At 33.7% G+C, this 19,889-nt stretch carries 12 protein-coding genes and 2 pseudogenes; 13 read left to right on the top strand and 1 reads right to left on the bottom strand.

Annotated elements, in window-relative coordinates; all coding sequences use genetic code 11:
- Nucleotides 1-337: 337 nt before the first annotated feature.
- The 5 genes and pseudogenes from RDN22_RS08095 to RDN22_RS08075 form a co-directional block, all read left to right on the top strand.
- Nucleotides 338-1,861: a VirD4-like conjugal transfer protein, CD1115 family gene (locus tag RDN22_RS08095; RefSeq protein ID WP_308557348.1), complete on the top strand. Its 1,524-nt coding sequence runs from the start codon at nt 338-340 to the stop codon at nt 1,859-1,861.
- Nucleotides 1,862-1,992: 131 nt separating this feature from the next.
- Nucleotides 1,993-2,952 (top strand): phospholipase D-like domain-containing protein, encoded by a 960-nt coding sequence (locus RDN22_RS08090; protein WP_308557346.1) that lies wholly within the window; start codon nt 1,993-1,995, stop codon nt 2,950-2,952.
- 166 nt (nt 2,953-3,118) lie between these two features.
- The gene (locus RDN22_RS08085) at nt 3,119-4,954 is read left to right on the top strand and encodes an SLAP domain-containing protein (protein WP_308557344.1); all 1,836 of its coding nucleotides are present in this window, start codon (nt 3,119-3,121) and stop codon (nt 4,952-4,954) included.
- 208 nt (nt 4,955-5,162) lie between these two features.
- Nucleotides 5,163-5,786 (top strand): hypothetical protein, encoded by a 624-nt coding sequence (locus RDN22_RS08080; protein WP_308557343.1) that lies wholly within the window; start codon nt 5,163-5,165, stop codon nt 5,784-5,786.
- Nucleotides 5,787-5,826: 40 nt separating this feature from the next.
- A pseudogene (locus RDN22_RS08075) lies at nt 5,827-6,300 on the top strand (NAD(P)-dependent oxidoreductase); the annotation flags it as partial.
- A 110-nt stretch (nt 6,301-6,410) separates the two neighbouring features.
- On the opposite strand, the gene RDN22_RS08070 reads toward RDN22_RS08075, so the two are convergent.
- On the bottom strand, nt 6,411-7,301 hold the full coding sequence (locus RDN22_RS08070) for a LysR family transcriptional regulator (RefSeq protein WP_308557342.1): 891 nt from the start codon (nt 7,299-7,301) through the stop codon (nt 6,411-6,413).
- Between the two features lie 115 nt (nt 7,302-7,416).
- Between RDN22_RS08070 and RDN22_RS08065 the strand changes: the two genes are divergently transcribed.
- The 8 genes and pseudogenes from RDN22_RS08065 to RDN22_RS08030 all read left to right on the top strand — a co-directional run bounded on the left by RDN22_RS08065 (nt 7,417) and on the right by RDN22_RS08030 (nt 19,819).
- Complete coding sequence (locus RDN22_RS08065; protein ID WP_308557340.1) at nt 7,417-8,922, top strand: FAD-binding protein; 1,506 nt, start codon at nt 7,417-7,419, stop codon at nt 8,920-8,922.
- Nucleotides 8,923-9,089: 167 nt separating this feature from the next.
- Nucleotides 9,090-10,373, top strand: coding sequence for a glycoside hydrolase family 125 protein (locus RDN22_RS08060; RefSeq protein ID WP_308557338.1), 1,284 nt, complete (start codon nt 9,090-9,092; stop codon nt 10,371-10,373).
- A 118-nt stretch (nt 10,374-10,491) separates the two neighbouring features.
- Nucleotides 10,492-10,950, top strand: coding sequence for a fructose PTS transporter subunit IIA (locus RDN22_RS08055; RefSeq protein WP_308557336.1), 459 nt, complete (start codon nt 10,492-10,494; stop codon nt 10,948-10,950).
- Nucleotides 10,947-11,270: a PTS fructose transporter subunit IIB gene (locus RDN22_RS08050; protein ID WP_308557334.1), complete on the top strand. Its 324-nt coding sequence runs from the start codon at nt 10,947-10,949 to the stop codon at nt 11,268-11,270. The genes RDN22_RS08055 and RDN22_RS08050 overlap by 4 nt, the downstream gene beginning before the upstream one ends.
- A 47-nt stretch (nt 11,271-11,317) precedes the next feature.
- Nucleotides 11,318-12,411, top strand: a pseudogene (locus RDN22_RS08045) (PTS fructose transporter subunit IIC).
- Nucleotides 12,412-12,515: 104 nt separating this feature from the next.
- On the top strand, nt 12,516-15,179 hold the full coding sequence (locus RDN22_RS08040) for a glycoside hydrolase family 38 C-terminal domain-containing protein (RefSeq protein WP_308557333.1): 2,664 nt from the start codon (nt 12,516-12,518) through the stop codon (nt 15,177-15,179).
- A gap of 37 nt (nt 15,180-15,216) precedes the next feature.
- Nucleotides 15,217-17,184, top strand: coding sequence for a PTS sugar transporter subunit IIA (locus tag RDN22_RS08035; protein WP_308557331.1), 1,968 nt, complete (start codon nt 15,217-15,219; stop codon nt 17,182-17,184).
- Nucleotides 17,185-17,194: 10 nt separating this feature from the next.
- Nucleotides 17,195-19,819 carry a glycoside hydrolase family 38 C-terminal domain-containing protein gene (locus RDN22_RS08030; protein ID WP_308557329.1) on the top strand — a complete coding sequence of 875 codons (2,625 nt, stop codon included), beginning with the start codon at nt 17,195-17,197 and terminating at the stop codon, nt 19,817-19,819.
- Nucleotides 19,820-19,889: the final 70 nt, after the last annotated feature.

Here is a 19,889-nt window from a genome sequence, read left to right as displayed (position 1 = left end):
TAGTGAATCGACTATCCCGTCGGATAATCAATTCACTATTAAGCTTAGAATGTTTTATATATTGCTTGTTTATAAAAAAATATGTGCTAATATAGTTTATATCAGATAAACAAGTATCTGACAGATTGATAATTAAATATTATTTCAAATCGATAAAACAGATTTGTGAATGAGATAGATGTTAATGATTATAGGTAAGGGGCGTAGTCTAACCTTTTTTACCTGTAATTAATTAATATTTGTAAATTCTATTTTGTTCACAAGTCTGTTTTTTTGGCCTGTGTTCTAAAAAGAATTGCTGTGTTTATTGTCTGTTTTTAGAATAGGAGTAATCTCTATGAATACAATTGGTTTTATGAATTCAGAAAGTAAGAAAAATGTTGCAGAACCATGGACAACTAAGTACGAAAAAAATAGTACTATTTTCGGAAAGTACACTTTCTTACCTATGAATTTAAATCAAGCTTTGAACGATAATACATTAGTTGTTGGTACTAGTGGTACAGGTAAAACCTATTCCTTTGTGGAACCAAATGTTTTGCAAGGCAATGCTAACTATGTAATTGCTGATGCAAAAGGTGCAATTTTAAATAATGTCGGTCAAAGTTTGAAGAAACTTGGTTATCGTTTGCAAGTTTTAAATTTGATTGATCTTAAGCATTCAATGAGCTACAATCCTTTGCAATATTTGAAGAGCGAATTAGATATAACTAATTTTGCTGATCAAGTCATTACCACTGATCCATCAGGTTTTCGAGGCAAAATAAATTCCGATCCTTTCTGGAATAATTCATCTAGGTCTTTACTAGAAGCTCTTATTCTGTTTGTGAAAGAAAACTTGCCGGAGCAAGAACAAACTATGGGAACAGTAACGCGTTTGTTCTCAGTTATTAATACTGATTTAGCTGGTATTGATAATGCTCTAGCAACGTTGGGAGACAATGAAAAAGGTTTTTATTTTGCTGATCAAGATGATGATAATGATGCAACTTTAGGGACAAAGCTGTTTGATTGGCTAAGAGAAAAGAATCCTAATTCTCAGGCCGTAAGAAAGTGGGATACTGTAGCACAATCCAGAGGTTCTGAGAGAACTTGGTCCAGTATTTGTGGAATACTCGGAGCAGCATTAAGTGTTTATACTTATTCTGATATTGAAAATTTACTAAGTTCCAATCAAATTGATTTTGAAACTTTACTTGAACCCAAAACTGCATTTTTCATTTTGTATGATGATGCAGATCCTTCTAAGAACTTTGTCTCTAATGTTTTATATGAACAGTTAATTAGCTTTTTGTACCATAAGGCATTTGAACTTGAGGATAATAAACTTCCAGTTAAAATCAGATTCTTTTTAGACGATTTTAAAAATGTGGTTATTCCACATTTTGATGATTATCTAGCTACGGCAAGAAGTAGAAACATTTCTTTTTGCATGATGTTGCAAGATGAATCTCAACTTCGAGCTAAGTTTGGACCTAACACACCTAGTGTTATTGGAAATTGTAGCTCATATCTTTTGACAGGAACTATAGATTTGACCATGGCACAGGTAGCTGCTGCTCGTTTTAATCGAGATACTAAAAGTATTCGCTTAATGGATACTGATTGCTTTTTGTTAGATGCCGGTGGTCATTTAATTCAAACCAAGCGGTATGATTATAAAAAGCACCCCAACTATGTAGATAAAAAATTATCTGTTGCGGCTTGTATCAATACACCATCGATTCAAACTAATTGGGATAGTTTGAGTCAAATTTTTAAGCATTTGCCTGATGAGCATAATGAGAACGAAAATGAAAATCAAAGTAGCATTTTCGATAAGTTTATTAATGCATCATCAGCAGATGATTTACCATTTTAAAAAATATAAAAAAGAACAAAGTTTGTAATGAGCTGTAAAAGTTAGACACTTTTACGGCTTTTACTATGTCTAAATTAAATAAAGAACAAAAACTTAGAACTTATAAATGTTTTGAGGAGAGGCAATATACAATGATTACAGATGGTGGTGGAGCTTATTTAACGATTAAGCAAGTTGAAGCAAGGATTCAATTAAACTTTGATCAAATTCTTGATGAAATTAAGGATTCGACTGAGGTGGATATAGTTACATATAGCTTACAAAAATTTGATTTTATAGCTAATTTAATTAAGGCTGGTAAAAAAGTAAGAATAATGCTGAACCCACATTCAAGAACGTTTGATGATGCTTATAAGCAATTAAAAGATATGGGACTTGAAAGCAGCATTATACGAAATGATACAATTCACAGTAAATGGATTTTAGCAGATCCTAATTTTGTTTATACAGGATCTCAAAACTTAGTTGATTCTGATTCATTTGAAAACGTACTAATATTTAATGACGCTGATCTTTATTCTTACTATAAAGATGCATTTACAAAAATTTGCAATGATCATACTAGGACCAACACTATCAAGCCTAGAAACAAGACATTTATTCCAAAGAATTATGGGAACAATACATCCATGCCTTATGAAAATACATCATCTATTTTAGTAGGTCCTCTGAAAATCAAAACTTCTGCTTTAGGAACAGCAAGCTGGAATCAAAAATTTAATGGGTATCATAATAAGAACATTACTATTACCACATTAACCATTCCTAGTTTTGATTATGCTGATATGATAGTAGGCAAAATTCTTGCTCAGGGAAATAAATTAAAGATTATTGCGAATGATATAGCTAAAGATAGTTTGAAGAAATTAAAAGATGCGCATCCCCAATTGGATACTTGTACATTACCCAACATACATTCCAAGCTTGCATTAATAAGTGACCCGCAAAATGGCAGAAAAATAGTTTGGTCTTCCTCCCAAAATTTGGGCTCCAGCACATGGACCGAGGATTTAATACATATTAAGTCTGTAAGGGTTTATGATTACTTTTGGTTTAATTTGGGTGAGGTGCTTGGGCGAGTTGATGATTGATGGTGGGTAAACGTAGTTAGGTACTTAATGTATTAGATCGATTCCATTTTTCATTAAATAATAAAAAAAGGCACTTAAAAGCTAATTTACAAAAATTGCACATGGAACTAAAATACGTTTGTAATATTTACTATTTCATAACAGATTAAGAAAGTGTATATATTGGATGAATAAAAAAGTGAAGTATAGTGCAGTAGTTGTTGCTGCACTTTTGAGTGCGGGAATGTTAAACAGTAATAAGGTGTTGGCAACTACTACCGATAATGCCGGCAACAAGCCTGCGGTTGTTGAACCGCAAAAGAAAGTTTCGGAAAAGACCTCTGCAAGTGATCCAGCTCCTGCTGCAAGTACCCCAGCTGCAAAGAAAGATGGTAATGAGCCAGCTCCTGCTGAAGCAAATGGTCAAATCCCTGCAAGTACCCCAGCTCCTGCTACTTCAAGTGACTCAACTAAAGCTGGAGAAAAAGCAGATCCTACTGCAAATAAGGATGGCAATGGTCTACCTGCTGCTAAGACAGATGACGATAAGGATAAGATTGATGCTGATAATTACCAATTCAAGTGGGCCAAGAAACCAGACAAGGCTATTAAGGTAACAGCAGAAGTAAAAATCACTGATTCAAATGGTAAAGAAATTAAACCTGATGAAAGAGGCAATATCAAAATACGATATCGCGAAGATTTATCACTGAAAGACGTTTATGAGTACTACAAGATGCACCTTACTGTCTATCACAATGGGAGTCCTATAAGCAATACTAACAACAACGTCTTTTATCCAATCAATACTAACGAAGACCGCTCAGTAACCCCTAGTTTTAGTCTCTACGATGCCAATAATAATTACAGGCTTCGTCAAGTAAATTTCCAAAAAGGATTCCCTAATGTCTTACTGAACGTTGGTGACAGAGGTTGGGTTGGTTACTCTACAGATAACGGAGGCACTTCTAAAAACACATGGTACGAATGGGAACAGCCGATGAGCTTAGACGGTGATTTTAGAAGACTTCTAAATCGAGATGGGTATGATACAGAGGCGATAGATCAATTAACACAAAACTTTTATGAAGAACAATTAAAAAATCGCCATTACCTTATCTTTGGTAAAACAGATGAAAAAGGATCATTACCTCAAATTACTTATATAGCAGATGATGGTTCTCGAATGGGTGACGATTTAGGTGTAAGAGACATAGCTAGTGCTAACTTCAAAGTTGTTCCAGAAGATAGTAAAGATGCCGATGTCCTCGATATCCCACACATTTTAGATGAAGATGGATTTCATGTCGAAACTCCTCACAACATCATCTATCCAAACAACTCAGTTACTAACAATGTCAGTGCCAAACCTTCCAAAAAACAGCAGCTCAAGAACGACGAGGACAACAACTACAACAACGTCACCTATGAAGATGCTCTATTAGACGCTGATCGTCAATTAGAAGCACATTACGAAGCTAAGGACGAAGAACGAGCTCAAGAAATTCAAGAAGAACACAACGAAGAAGAAAAAGAAGTAGCTAACAACAAAGACGCTTTGGAAACTTCAACTGACACCCAAGATAACGATCAAAAGATTGACAAGCCATTAATGGTGTCACGCAATTCCTTCGTTTACGACAAGAATGATAAGCTTGTTAAGAACAAGTACGGCATGATTAAGACAATTAGCAAGTTCAAGAATGTTGTTGCCTTAGATCATGGTAAAGCTGTTACAATCAACGGCAAGAAGTACTATCGTATCGGCAAGAATCAATACATCAAGATCAGCAACACAAGTGCACGTCCTAAAGCTACATCAATTTCAGCAAGCGGCAAGATCAAAGGTAAGCGCGTCACTCTTTACACCGCTGATGGTAAGGCATTGAGAAAGATTAACTTGAAGGGTAAGACTCTTAAATTCGACCAAAAGAAGTTCATCAACGGCCGCAAGTACTACAGAGCTACTATTGATGGCAAGAAAGTTTGGATTAGAGCCATTAAGGTTAGTTTAAAAAAGTAGTAGCCTAAACATTAAATGAAGAAACCGAATCTTATTGATTCGGTTTTTTTGTTTGAATAGATGACTGGTTATTCACAAAAATTAATTGATATAATCTTGACATTTACTTTTTTCCAGTAAGTAATAAATTTTAGACATTTTTTGTTTAGTTTTGTAGTATGAAGTCATAAATAAGATGATTAGAATTATAAAAAGGAGTTAATTTATAGTGGAATTGATAATTTTTTCTACTCAGAAAATTAAGTATCAACCAATACCTTTGATACAACCCGATTTAAAAAAGCTAGATAAAACTAAAATTGAGAATGCTGAGAGAATATATAAAGCTATAGATAAAGAATTAGAGTTAGATAATAATCAATTTACTGATAATGAAGTGATGGCACCTGATTATTTAAAGCTCCCTCCTTTGCCTAATTTAAAACTCAAAGCAATGCCTCGTAATTTTGAAAGAATTATTTTGATTCTAGCCAATAATGATGCAGAACTTCATGAATTTGAAAAGATTTTTGAACCTAATAATTTATATATCCATCAAGAGTGGAAAGATAAATATATAAATTTAAAATTGAAAGATTTAGACATAATACAAGTACCGAAAACATTAAGTGATGATGTCAGACTTAATCAAATAAAAATCTCAATTTTTAATTATCAAAATGAGTATTGTCCAAAAGTTGAAAAAGATTCTGATGGAAATGATATATTGGTTGATTCGGTTTTTCGTTCAAGAATTTTACTTCAATGTATGGATAGTTATTTTGCGTGGTTAGATAAAGACAAAGACAGTAGTGAACGAATCGAGCAAGCTTTACACAAATATATGAAATAATTTTTTAATTCATGATAAATTAATAACTTTTCCTTATTGAGTCTTCGGCATCAACGGTTCTAATTTTATCAAGCCCATGCTCAAGGTCGGCGCAACTCACGATGAAGTTAAGGTTGTTAATGACCAAATCGGTACGCCAACTTACACTTTTGACTTGGCGCGCCTGCTCGTTGATATGGTTGAAACCGATAAGTACGGCTACTACCACGCAACAAATAGTGAGCTGCCAATGACTGCCAGCGGCCATGACGCAAATGGCACCAGGACTAGTTACATTTCCTGGTATGATTTCACTAAGGAAATCTACCGCCAGGCCGGCTATGACACTAAGGTGACGCCGGTAACCACCGCCGAATACGGCTTGTCCAAGGCAGTGCGCCCATTCAATTCGCGCCTTGACAAGAGCAAGCTTGAGAAGAATGGCTTTAAGCCTCTCCCAATTTGGCCCGATGCAGTGAGCCGCTATTTGAAGATTTTGAAGAAGCAAGGCTTCTTTGATGAGTTGGGGAAGTAAGTTATCTGGTAATTAATGATATCGGATGCTATAATGACAGTAACAGAAAAAGAGTTATTCAATTGGACTCAAAAAGCATTACCTATGCAGAGGTAATGCTTTTTTGCATCTTAATGATCCACCATTTTTTGACACAAATATTTTTTAAATTCTGTTACATTAAAATTTTTATTATCAGTTAAGCTTGCAACGCCATAACTTAATTCAGGATTTGAGTTAATCGGAATGATATTGACTAGATCAGTGGGATGCCCAGCAATGAAAGTAGGCATAATGGAAACACCTAATCCAGCAGTACACATCATATAAGCTGTTGATACGTTGCTAACATATGCTAAGTCTGCTTGATCGTTAGTCTTCCTAATCTTTTCCTGGATCTTTAATTGTTCAGGAGGACACCAATTGTTGTCCAAGAGAATTAAGTTGTTTTGATTAAAATCTTCTATCTCTAATTTAGTTTTTGAAGATAAGCGATTAATTTTAGGAACAACGGCACAGAAGCTTCCAGTTAATAATTCTGTATAGTTAATTTGAGGATAATTTATAATATCGTCTTTTGTTGTGAAGATTACGTCACAGTCTTCATTAAGTAGCTGCTGCGTTAATTGATCATGACTGTCGTTTTGTAGAAAGAACTTAATTTTAGGATGTTTTTGACAGAAAGGCGGAAGGATCTTAGGCAAGAATTGTTGCTCATGTGGAGTAGCAGTTAATCCAATAGTTAAGTTGCTTTTATCATTTTTAGAAAGGCATTGAACCTGTTGGACAGACTTATAGTAACTATTAAGTAGTGGCTTAATATCATGATAAAAAACTTCGCCATCTTTGGTGATAGTTACTCCACTACGTGAACGTTTAAATAGTTTAACGCCGATCTCATTTTCAATTGATTTAATTGCCTGCGATACAGCGGGCTGTGAGATATGTTCTCTTTCAGCTGCTTTTCTAAAATTTAGTGTTTCTGCCAAATCAATAAAGACTTTTAAATGATCTAAGTTCATATCATTACTCCTGATAAGCATTTATTATCAATGATAACATTTTTGATTATCACATAGACTGATAGTTAAGGTATCATGATTTATGTAAGCGCTGTTAAATTTTAGGAGAAAAATTATGAGCGAAGAAATTAATATTACAAGAAAAGATAAGACCGATGTTCTAGTTATTGGTGCCGGTGACTCTGGTATGATGGCTGCAGCCGCAGCTCGCGAGGCCGGTGCAGATGTAATTTTAATTGAAAAAGAAGACAAAATCGGCTTAATGCGTTTATCAAACGCAGCCGTTGGCTCAAATGCACAAAAGCGTGCTGGCGTAACTATTAATAAATTTGACTTAGTTGAATACTTAGCTGCATTTGCACAACACAATGTAGATCAAAAATTATTAAACACTTGGGCTGACCATAGTGCTGAAACTGTAAACTGGCTTGAAGATAACATCTTGAAGCCCAACGGTGCATATATGCGCTCAGAACCAGATGCAATGGTAACTTCACACATTTATAAAGGCTTCCCAACAGAAAACGATCCAACTAAAGATGGCAAATCTTATGTTTCTTACGGTGATTGGTTTGTTCAATGGGATAAGGATCACGGCGTAGATTTACGCTACAAGACTACTTTAGTTAAATTAATAAAGGACGGAGATACTGTTACAGGTGCTATCGTTAAAGATTTAGCTAAAGATGAATATTATGAAATCGATGCTAAAAAAGGTGTCATCTTGTGTACTGGTGGTTACTCCGCAAACAAGCAATTATTGCAAAAGTGGAATCCAGAAGCATTAAAGAAGAATGTTTATAACGACAGTCCAAGAAACGATGGTGCTGGTATTACTGCTGCCCTTGAAGTTGGTGCTTTAAGAGATCGAGAACCAGCTGAATGTATCTTTGATCGTGGTTTGGTTCCAGTAGGTACCAAGACTGAAGATATGTACTACCAAACTGAAACTTATGACAACTGGCTTTGGATTGGCTCATATCCATTCTTAAAGGTTAACTTGCGTGGTCAAAGATTTGCTAACGAATCAGTACCTTACCAATTCATTTCAAATGCTGCAAGTAAGGAACCGGGATATTTGTATGCGATGATTTGGGATGCAGATTACGCTAACCTTTTGAAGCAATTCCACATGTTGGGCTGTGCTAAGTTCGGCTTTCCAGGTTACATGAAAGACAAGCAAGCCTTTATTGATGACGTTGATAGATACGTTGAAAAGGGCTTAATTGTTAAGGCTGATACTATTGAAGAATTAGCTGAAAAATTGCATTTGCCAGTTGAGAACTTAAAGAAGACTGTAGAACGTCAAAACCAAAATTATATTGATCACGTTGACCGTGACTTCGGTAAAGAATATTACCGTATGAGCCCAATTGAAAAGAAGCCATTCTATGGTTGTATTTTGGGCGGTCGTATTCTTGGTACCCTTGACGGCTTAAGAGTTAATACTGATATGGAAGTTTTGGATAAAGATTACAACCCAATTAAGCACTTGTACACTGCAGGAAATGACAGTGGTGCATTCTTCTGGGGTTCATATCCTGACCGTGTTCCAGGCTTGGCATCAAGTCACGCTCAAACCTTTGGTCGTTTAGCAGGTAAGAATGCTGCTAAGAATTAGGGAAAAACATATTTTTTGAAGAGGTAGAGACAGTCGCTCTGCCTCTTTTTTGTGCGTATTTTTCTAAATTTACACAGTTAGATGTACTTTATTTCCATTTTAGTTTGAAACAGCGTATCTTCATCCGCTTCTGTAAGCGCTTTAATATAGAAGATGAGGTGAAACGTATGAAAGATGTTATAGATAACCACGTTCAAGATTATATGGATCAAATTAAATCAGAATGTGGTACCCAAGACGAACGTTTATATACTATTTTTAACAAAACTTTCCTTGATACTTTAGAAAATGCATTAAAAGTTGACGAAAATAATAATGTTTTTGTACTAACAGGTGATATTCCTGCTATGTGGCAAAGAGATTCATCAGCACAATTAAGACCATACTTATTGTTAGCTAAAACAGATGATCACATTAAAGAAATTATAATGCGCGTCGTTAAGCGGCAATTCTTTAATATGAATCTAGATCCCTATGCTAATGCTTTTAACATGACTGCCAATAATCAAGGTCATCAAACAGATAAAACTGAAATGACACCTTGGATTTGGGAGAGAAAGTATGAGTTAGATTCTTTGTGTTACCCAGTACAATTAGCTTATTTATTGTACAAGAACACTGGTGAAACGAGACAATTTGACGATAGCTTTATTTCCGGAATTAAAAAGATGTTGCAAACTATTCGCACAGAGCAACATCATGAAGATTCTAATTATTCATTTGAAAGAGATTGTGACGTTCCTACTGACACGTTGAAAAATAATGGTAAAGGTACACCTGTGGCATATACCGGCATGAGTTGGTCAGGATTTCGTCCAAGTGATGATGCATGTACTTATGGCTATTTGATTCCATCTAATATGTTTGCCGTAGTGGTTTTAGGCTATATTCAAGAGATCTTTTCCTCTATTTTAGATGATTCAGATATTGTTAAAGAAGCCAAGGCTTTGCAAACCGAAATAGATAAGGGAATTCAAAAGTATGGCATTGTTGAACATAACGGAAAGAAACAATATGCCTACGAAGTAGACGGCAAGGGTAATTACTTATTAATGGATGATAGTAATGTGCCAAGTTTAATTTCCGCCCCATATATAGGATATGTGAAAGACAATGATCCAATTTATCAAAATACTAGACGTTTTATTTTGTCACCGGATAATCCATATTTTTATATTGGTGAATATTGGAGTGGTCAAGGTAGTCCTCATACACCAAAGGGTAATATTTGGCCAATTGGTATGGCATTAGTTGGTTTAACGCAAAGCACTAAAGAAGAAAAGCAGAATTTGCTTTATATTATGGCCAATACTACTAATGGTACCAATATGATTCATGAAAGCTTTAATCCTAATGATCCTAGTGACTTTACTAGACCATGGTTTTCATGGGCAAATATGATGTTTTGCGAGCTTTTATTTAGTTATTTGGGACATGATATTTCCTTATAAATATCTGATTTCCACTTCAAGCAGAAATTAGAAGACATTACTTATTAGACGATATATGTAATCATATTAAATGTAAGGGGTTTCAAGAACAATTCCCAACAGGTAAGAGGTGAAATTAATGGAGTTTACAAAAGAAAATGTTCTTTTGAACGTAGATGTAAATGATAAAAATGAGTTATTAGAAAAAATTGCAAATTATGCACAAAAAATAGGCTTTACTGATGATCCAAAAGGCCTGTTGGAATCATTTAAGAAACGCGAAGAAGAATATTCAACGGGCTTGCAAGATGGCTTTGCAATTCCACACGCAAAATCAGAAGCTGTAAAAGAAGTTGGAATTATCTATGCACGTCTTCAAAAACCTATTGAATGGAAGACTTATGATAACAAGCCAGTTACAGATGTCTTAGCCTTAATGGTGCCACCTAAGAATGCTGGAAATACATACTTGAAGATGTTAGCAAGTTTGTCAACAGCATTGTTAGAAGATGACTTTAAAGAGACCTTAAAGACATTAACTGACGATCAAAAAATTTCGGATTTAATTAATCAAAAGATGGGAGCGGAAACATTATGAGTGAAGTAAATATTGTAGGTATTACATCTTGTCCAGCAGGTTTGGCACATACTCCAATGGCAGCTAAAGCTTTGGAACAAGCAGGTAAAAAGTTAGGTTACAATGTCAAAATTGAACAACAAGGTATTATGGGTCGAGTTCATGAAATTATGCCTGATGAAGCTCAAAAAGCTGATTTCGTATTAATTGGATCAGATCAAAAGATTGAAGGTATGGATCGCTTTAAGGGAAAGAAAGTAATTAGAGTAGATATCAATACTTGTATCCAAGCTCCAGAAGCAGTTCTTAAGAAATGTGTATCTGTTGTTGAAGGTGCATAGGGAGTTAGTTCATCTGTAAGTAGTAGTTAGGATGAGAGGAAATAAAAATGAAGTTTAAGAAATTAATGCATGATTGGCAAGGCTATATCATGACAGGTATTTCCTACATGATTCCTACAATTATTGGTGGTGCCCTTATCGTTGGTATTCCACAATTAATTGGTATGGCATGTGGGGTTGATAACTTAGGTAAGTTCGCTAAAGCAACAGGTTTCTTCCATGGACTTTATCAAGTCAACCAAGTTGGTTGGATTGGTATTGGATTAGTTAACTTAGTAATTGGTGGTTATATTGCTTATGCCATTGGTGATAAGCCGGCTTTAGGTGCTGGTTTTATCGGTGGTCAACTTGCAACTAATAACCAACAAGGTTTCATTGGCGCTATGGTAGCCGGCTTTGTTGCAGGTTATGTTGCTCGCTTCTGCCGTAACAAGATTAAGTTACCTGAAAAATGGAGTTCAGCTAGTGAATTAATTATTACTCCATTACTTACAACTGGGGCAGTAGCCATTGTGAGTGGGTTGATTCTTAATGCGCCGTTGTCCTGGATCAACACTAGTTTGATTGCTTGGGTAAAGGCGATGGTTAACAACCATACTAACGGTTTAGTTTTAGCTCTTATCATGGGCGGTATGATTGGTGTTGACTTGGGTGGTCCTGTTAACAAGGCTGCTTGGGCTACTGGTAACTTCTTCTTCCTGGAAGGTATCTACAAACCATGTTTGTACACTAACATTGCTATTTGTGCTATTCCTCTTGGTTACGCTTTAATGACTTTCATTTGGCCTAAGAAGAGATTCTCTCCACAACTTTTCGAAATGGGTCGTACTAACTTAATTAACGGATGCTTCGGTGTGCTATTCCATTCTGGATGAAGGCTCCACAATTAATCTTTGTAAATGTTATTGGTGGTGCTCTTGGTGCCGGCGTTGGTGAAATGATGGGTGTTAGCTCACACATCCCTCCACTAGGTGGTATCCCAGGTATCTTAACTGCAGATAATATTCCTGCTTATGTTTGTGGTATCTTAGCTTGTGCTTTGTTTATCGCTATTGTTGCTCCATTAGTTGCTAACTTTACTGAAGATAATGGTAAGAAGATTAGTGAAGATGATATCAAGTTGGATATTACTACTGAATAATTTTATTTGTAAATAAACATTAGTAAAAAGCTATAGTCATTATCTTCCCCCTCTAGTTCGAGTTTGACTATAGCTTTTTATATTAAAGAAAAGGATTAATCAGAATGGTTAAAACAGTACATGTAGTCCCACATACTCATTGGGATCGAGAATGGTTTTTTACTACTTCACGAGCACAGGTTTACTTATTGAAAGATCTTAAGGATGTAATAGATAACTTGGAAAATAATCCTGGTTTTGATCATTTCATTTTAGATGGTCAAGCCTCTTTAATTGACGATTATTTGAAATGGCGTCCTCAGGATTTGGAAAGGGTTCAGAAATTAGTTAAAAATAAAAAATTAATCATTGGACCTTGGTATACCCAAACTGATCAATATGTAGTATCAGCTGAAAACATTGTTCGTAATCTTTTATATGGGATGAGAATTTGTAGTCAATTAGGTGGCTATATGAATGTAGGTTATGTTCCTGATTCATTTGGTCAAGAATCTAGTATGCCTCAAATTTATAAAGGACTTGGAATAAATAAAGCTGTTTTATGGCGTGGCTTTCCTGATTATGAAGCTAAGCATTCTGAATTTGTTTGGCAAGGCGAAGATGGAACTAGAATAAATGTCTATCGTATGGCTTGTGGTTACTTTATTGGTGGCTTAATTGATGAAACTAAGCTAGATAAAATTATGACTAAAGAACCTTTTGCTAGTGTAGTTAAGCAAGCCACAACCGATCAGATTCTATTTCCTCAAGGCTCAGATATGGCTCCAGCTAGAGACAATTTACCTGAAGTAATTAAAAAATTTAATCAAGAGAATAAAGACTTTAAATTCAAAATTAGTTCTTTAGAAGAATATATTTCGGCTGTTGATGCAGAGAAGCCTGAATTAGATCTCTTGAAGGGTGAATTCAATATTGGAAAGAATATGAGAGTTCATAAAACCAATTATTCTTCAAGATCTGATTTAAAGAAGATGAATACCTTTATTCAGGACTATATGGTAAATGTGCTTGAACCAGTTCTAACCTTAGGCGCACAGTTTGGAATTGATTATCCACGTGACACTGTAAATGACATCTGGGAAAAATTGTTTGAAAATTCTGCTCATGATTCCATGGCTAATAGTGTATCAGATAATGTGAATGAAGATATTTATTTGAGATATAAGCAAGCAAAAGATATTGCTACTAGTTTAGTTGAATTAACTTTACGTCAAATTGCTGTTCAGATTAAAAATCCTGAAAATAAACCAATTACACTAACCATATTTAATACTTTACCTACAAATAGAAGTTGTTTGGTTACCAAATCAATTTATACGCCAACTAAAGATTTTGAATTACAAGATATGAATGGTAACTCTGTTCCATTTGTTATTGATGGATTAGAAGATGAAACAGAGGAAGTTAAGGGCGCAACAATTCAATTAGATCCAGGTAATAAGATTTATCAACCTGAAAAAGTTTATAAGACTCAAATTAGTTTTGAAGCCCAAAACATACCAGCGATGGGATATAGTCAATTTTATTTAATTCCTAATACTGGTCATTCCGAAGAAATAAAATCAAGTTCTGAAAATTGGATCGAAAATAAATTCTTTAAAATTTCAGTTAACCCTGATGGTAGCTTAAAGATAATTCGTAAATCTGATAATCGGATTTTTGATAATCAAGCAATATTAGAGGATAACGGTGACGATGGTGATTCGTACAATTATTCTCCAGCTAAGAAGGATTGGATTCTTTATTCAACTACTCAAAAATTCACTAGTCAAATAAAGAAATCATCACTAGTAAATAAAATAAATATTAACTTCGACTTTCAAGTACCTAAAGACTTAGATGAACGTGCTCAAAAGAAAGCTTCCGTTTCCATGCCGGTTAAATTGGAAGTTATTTTGGAAAAAGATAGTCCTGTTATCAAGTTTGAAGTAACAACTGATAATCAAAAGCCTTTAGATCATCGATTATGCATTGATTTTGATACCGAAATAATAACTTCTTGTTCAACGGATGATATTCAATTTGGAAGCATTCATCGTCCATTTGAATTGAAAAAAGCATTGGAAGACTGGAAAAAGCATCCAAATGATTGGCAAGAAAAGCCTATCTCCATTAATACAATGCAAACTTTTACATCCTTAAGTGATAAAAACAATACTTTTGCCATATTCCCTAATGGAGTGCGTGAATATGAAGATATTGGTAAGAATCATTCTACTATTCGATTAACTCTGTTTAGAACTTATGGAAGATTGGGTAAATCTGATTTATTGTATCGTCCAGGGAGAGCTTCGGGGGATGCAACCGTTGCAACACCTGATGCTGAATTACGTAGAACTTTAACGTTCAGTTTTGGAGTTTATATTTCAGATAAAGACTTTGAAGATGCTGATGTTGCTAATACTGCTAAAGCTTTCAAGACAGGATTACAGTGTTTTGAATATGCCGAATTTTTAAATGGACGTTTAATCTTTCCGTTTAATATCGCTAAAAGAAAACTGAATGATGTTTATAGCTTATTTGAAACGGATAATAAATTAACTTTAAGTACAGTAAAAAAGGCTGAACAAAGAAAAGGCTATATTATTCGGCTATATAATGGAAAGTTTAGCGAAGTAGAAGATAAAATTCATTTTAAAAAGTCTCCTAAAGTTGTCGAATTAGTCGACTTAAAAGAAGATACGATTAAATCACTTCAAGTAGAAAATAATACAGTAGCGTTACCTAAACTAAAGCACGCTAAAGTAATTTCAATTTATTTTGAATAGTACTATAAGCATATACTTAAACGGAGGTGAAACTATAATGCCATTTTCGCAACCGCGTTTAAAATCTATTCTTTTATTATTGATTTCTAAGAATAGTACTAATAACACTACATATCTTTCTTCAAAGTCACTAGCGGATAAATTAGATGTGACTACTAGAACACTTAGAAGTGATATCAAAACTTTAAATAACTCGCTTAAGCAATACGATATACAGATTAAAGATAAGCGTGGAAAAGGCTTGTATCTTTTGATAAAAGATCAAGATAAATATCAAGCTATGTTAGATCAATTAGAAAAAAGCAATATAGCTTCAGATCTTGAAGATAACTATGAAGGAAGATTAAAGAATTTTCTATTAATGATTTTAACTAAGCCTAGAAATATCGAAGATATTATGGAGACATTATATATTAGCGATTCTACGGCTGATAAATATCTAAAACAAATTAGAAAATTGGTAAAAAAATATAATCTAAGAGTTCGAAAAAGTGGAGATGTCCTAAAAGTTATTGGTTCTGAAGCCAATATTAGAAGCTGCTTTATTGATTATGTAGATAATAAACGTAGTAAAAACTATGTAAGATCATTTTCTGAAACTGAAAAAAGGGTCTTTTCACAAATTGATCTAAATGATTTGTTAACTAAAGTGACAAATTTGATCATGTCATTAGGATTTGAAATTTCGGATTTTAATGATAAAAATATTGTTTTGCACTTAGCTTTGGAATTGCTAAGAAGCAGAAGCGACAATGAACTTAAAAAATTCGATCGTAATCATCCAAAGATAAAGAAAGAATACAGTACTAGAATAAGATCGTTTTTTGAAGATATATTTAAGCAATATAACCTGCAAACAAATGAATCTGAGTATGGTTATTTTTGCTATCATTTAGCATTAAATTATCCTCAAGTTATGATAACTGATGATAAAAATCCAATGACTAGTAATAAGAAGATTCATGGTTTAGTTATTGCTTTCTTGGATAGGATAAAGGACAACTACATTTTTAATCTGGTTGATGATGATACTTTAGTTGATAATCTTGAAAAACACTTTGAATTATTACTAAAAGTACAAAATATTAATGGTCAACGAAAAAATCCATTATTGAATGTAATTATTTCAACTTTTCCATTAGCTTATGAAATGACAGTAACTTCTGCTTCATTGATTGAACATCAGTTAAATATAAAACTTTCTCCAGACGAATTAGCATTTATAACTCTTCATATAGGTGCTTCTATGGAGAGAATGTACAACAACAGATGGGCAAAAAAGAGAGCTGCACTTGTATGTGGTTCTGGTACGGCTACTGCAATGTTACTTAAAGCGCGGTTGTCTTCACAATTTAGTGAGTATTTGGATATTGCTGGTGTTTATTCACTTTATGAATTTAAACACAGTAAATTAAATAATGTAGATTTCGTTATTTCCACAGTACCAATTTATGATTCTGATTTGCCAGTTATTCAAGTTGACTTATCAAATTTTCAAAACGACAGTTCAGAACTTTATCAATATCTGGTTTCGGTTTCTGATAAAAATAAAGTCATAATGAATCTTTTTGACAGTAAGCTAATTTATTTAATTCAAGGTAAGAGCTCTAAAGAAGAAATCTTAGATAAGATGATCAATGATTTAGAAAAGTATGATTATGTTCAAAAAGATTTTGGAGAAAGAGTTTATAAGCGTGAAGCATTATATTCAACTGCTATTGGTGGCGGAATTGCGATTCCCCATCCGTTAAAATATTCTGCTTTACAATCTAAAGTTAGTTTTGCCAGATTAAGTAAACCAGTACAGTGGGATGATAAAAACGAAGTTAAGTATGTTTTTATGATTTCAGTAAATAAGAAAGATTATCCAAATATTCAAGACTTGTTTACCTTTTTGGTAAATTTACAGTCAGATCAACAATTTAGAAATTTAATTGATAAATGTAAGAACGTAACTGAAACTAAGGACGTTCTAAGAACAATTATTAGGAGTATAAAGCAATAGGAGGATCAAAATGGTTAAAGCCTATTTAGTAAATCATACACATTGGGACAGAGAATGGTATTTTACAACCCAAGATGCGCAAGTTTTAAGTGATCAATTATTTACTCAAGTTTTGGATGAACTTGAAGCACATCCTGAGGCTAATTTTACATTAGATGGCCAAATGTCAATTATTGATGAATATGTTGAAATTCATCCTGAAGCCAAAGAAAGAATTCATGATTTGGTAGAAAGAGGCCAATTATTTATTGGCCCTTGGTATACACAAACTGACGCTAATATCCCTGCTGCAGAATCATTATTGAGAAATTTAGTAATTGGCATTAATGACGCTAGAAAACATTATGGCAAGGCAATGATGTTAGGCTATTTACCTGATACATTTGGTTTTAATGCCAATTTACCTATGATTCTTAATCAAGTTGGAATCCATGATTTCTTATCTTGGCGTGGTACTAACTTTAAGAGACAAGCTGGATCTGTTTACTTTAAATGGAGAGGTTTAGGCAATTCAATCGTATTTGCAGCTAATTTCCCATTGGGTTACTATACTGGTCAAATTGATTTGGCTTCTAAGAAGAACTTAAAAGAATTTGTTGAACAACGCCTTGATAAGGGAATTGAATTTGAAGCTAAGAATGGTAATAATGATGAAGTTTTAATCCCATCAGGTATTGATCAGATGAACATCGTTCATAATATTTCCGATACTATTAATAGAATTAATAAGTATAGTAAGAATGATGTTCAAATTGGTACGTATCCAGAATTTATGAATATCTTACGTCATAAAAAACTTAATACGTATCAAGGTGAATTAAGATATCCAACATATTCAAGAGTTCATAGAACAATTGCTTCAGTTAGATCACGCAATAAGCGTAAGAATTTTAAATTGGAGCAAGAGATACTTAGAAGAGTAGAACCTTTAATGTTAATTGCTGAGAAATCAGGCATTAAGGTTTCAAATGGATTATTAATAAAACTTTGGAAGCAACTATTTGATTCACAACCTCATGATACTTTAGGTGGTAGTGTTACTGATAATGTTGCTGTTGATATCGATCATAGATTTAAACAAGCATTTGAAATCTCAGATGGATTGGAAAACTACATTAAGAAGAGAATTGCTCAGAGATTGAATTTAACAAATAAGGATGTAATTGTCTTTAATACTGATCCATATAAGTTTGATGGTTATAAATTAATCACATTCATGTCAGCTTCAAAGAAGATAAAATTCCCTGATGAATATGAAGCAACTTTGGTTAAAGAAGAATATACTCCTACTCGACCAAATATTATGCAATTAACTCCTAATGGTTTTGAATTTAAAGATGAACCAGGTTACTACAAACTATACGTTTTAATTAGAATTAAAATGAATGGTTTAGGTTATAAAGTTATTCATTTTGAAGATGCAGACAGTGAAATTGCAAGTCTGCAGGAAGTTGATAAGAATACAATTTCTAATAATGAGCTTTCTGTAACTTATCAAGATGGTAAATTTAACCTTAAGGATAAATTTACTGAATATAAAGATGTAATTTCAATTTATGATCAAGCTAATGATGGTGATACTTACGACTTTTCACCTTTAAGAAATGATCATGAAATTAGATTGAATTGGAATGGTCAATTAGTTAAAAAGGAAAGTTCAACTCTTCAGGAATTAATTTTAAAGGGTCAATGGCAACTTCCATATGATTTAAATGATAGATTAGATGATGGTACTAAGAAAGAAGTTCCATTTGAATTAACCATTTCTTTAGTTAAAGATCAAAAAGTATTGTCATGTAAATTGCATGTTGATAACACCGTTTTAGCTCATAGATTAAGATTAAGAATGAAGTCAGGGATGCAAACTAAGTTTGCACATGCACAGATTCAAGGTGGTTTCAGAAAGACTGAAAATCTTCCAATTGCTGAAGACTGGAATAAAGAGTTTGTTGAAAAACCAGTTAATATTTATATTTTTGATCGTACTGTTGGACAAAAAGACGGTAAGAAAGGCTTGTACTTCTTTGGCAAGGGTCAAAAAGAATATGAATTAATAGATGATTCAATATATGTCACACTGATGGCTACAACCGGTCAATTAGGTAAACCAAACTTACTTTGGAGACCTGGTAGAGCTTCAGGAGATACAACTTCAGTTGGTCATACGATGACACCAACTCCAATGGCTGAAGAATTAGGTACTAATAACTTTGAATTTGGAATTGCACCATTTGATGATGGTGAATTATCTGAATCAAATATTATGAAACGCGTGGATCAATGGTTAAGTCCATCAATTTCATATCAAATTCAAAAGTATAACTTATTTGTAAATCGTCTAGATAATAAGATTTGGGATATTGAATTTCCAGATGATTTGCCAGAAATCAGTAAAACAGAGTCATATCTTGATTTGAATTTACCTACTGAATGTGAAGTTTCGGCATTATATCCAGCCTATACAATTAAAAATACGATGGTTTTAAGATTGTCAAACATGACTGACCATAGTGTGGACGTTTCTAATTTAAAGGAACAAGGTTACATTAAGACGAATGCATTGGAAGAAGTGGATCGTTCTACTTATGAAGTTGGTCCATATTCTATGACTACATTTATTAAAAAAATTGATTAAAATGGAAAAGAGCATTTTAAATGGAACCATTATTTTTAACCCCATACTTTAGACCTAAGATTTGGGGCGG

The organism is uncultured Lactobacillus sp. (assembly GCF_902491705.1).
Taxonomy (GTDB): Bacteria; Bacillota; Bacilli; order Lactobacillales; family Lactobacillaceae; genus Lactobacillus.
This window is presented reverse-complemented; position numbering and strand designations above follow the sequence as displayed.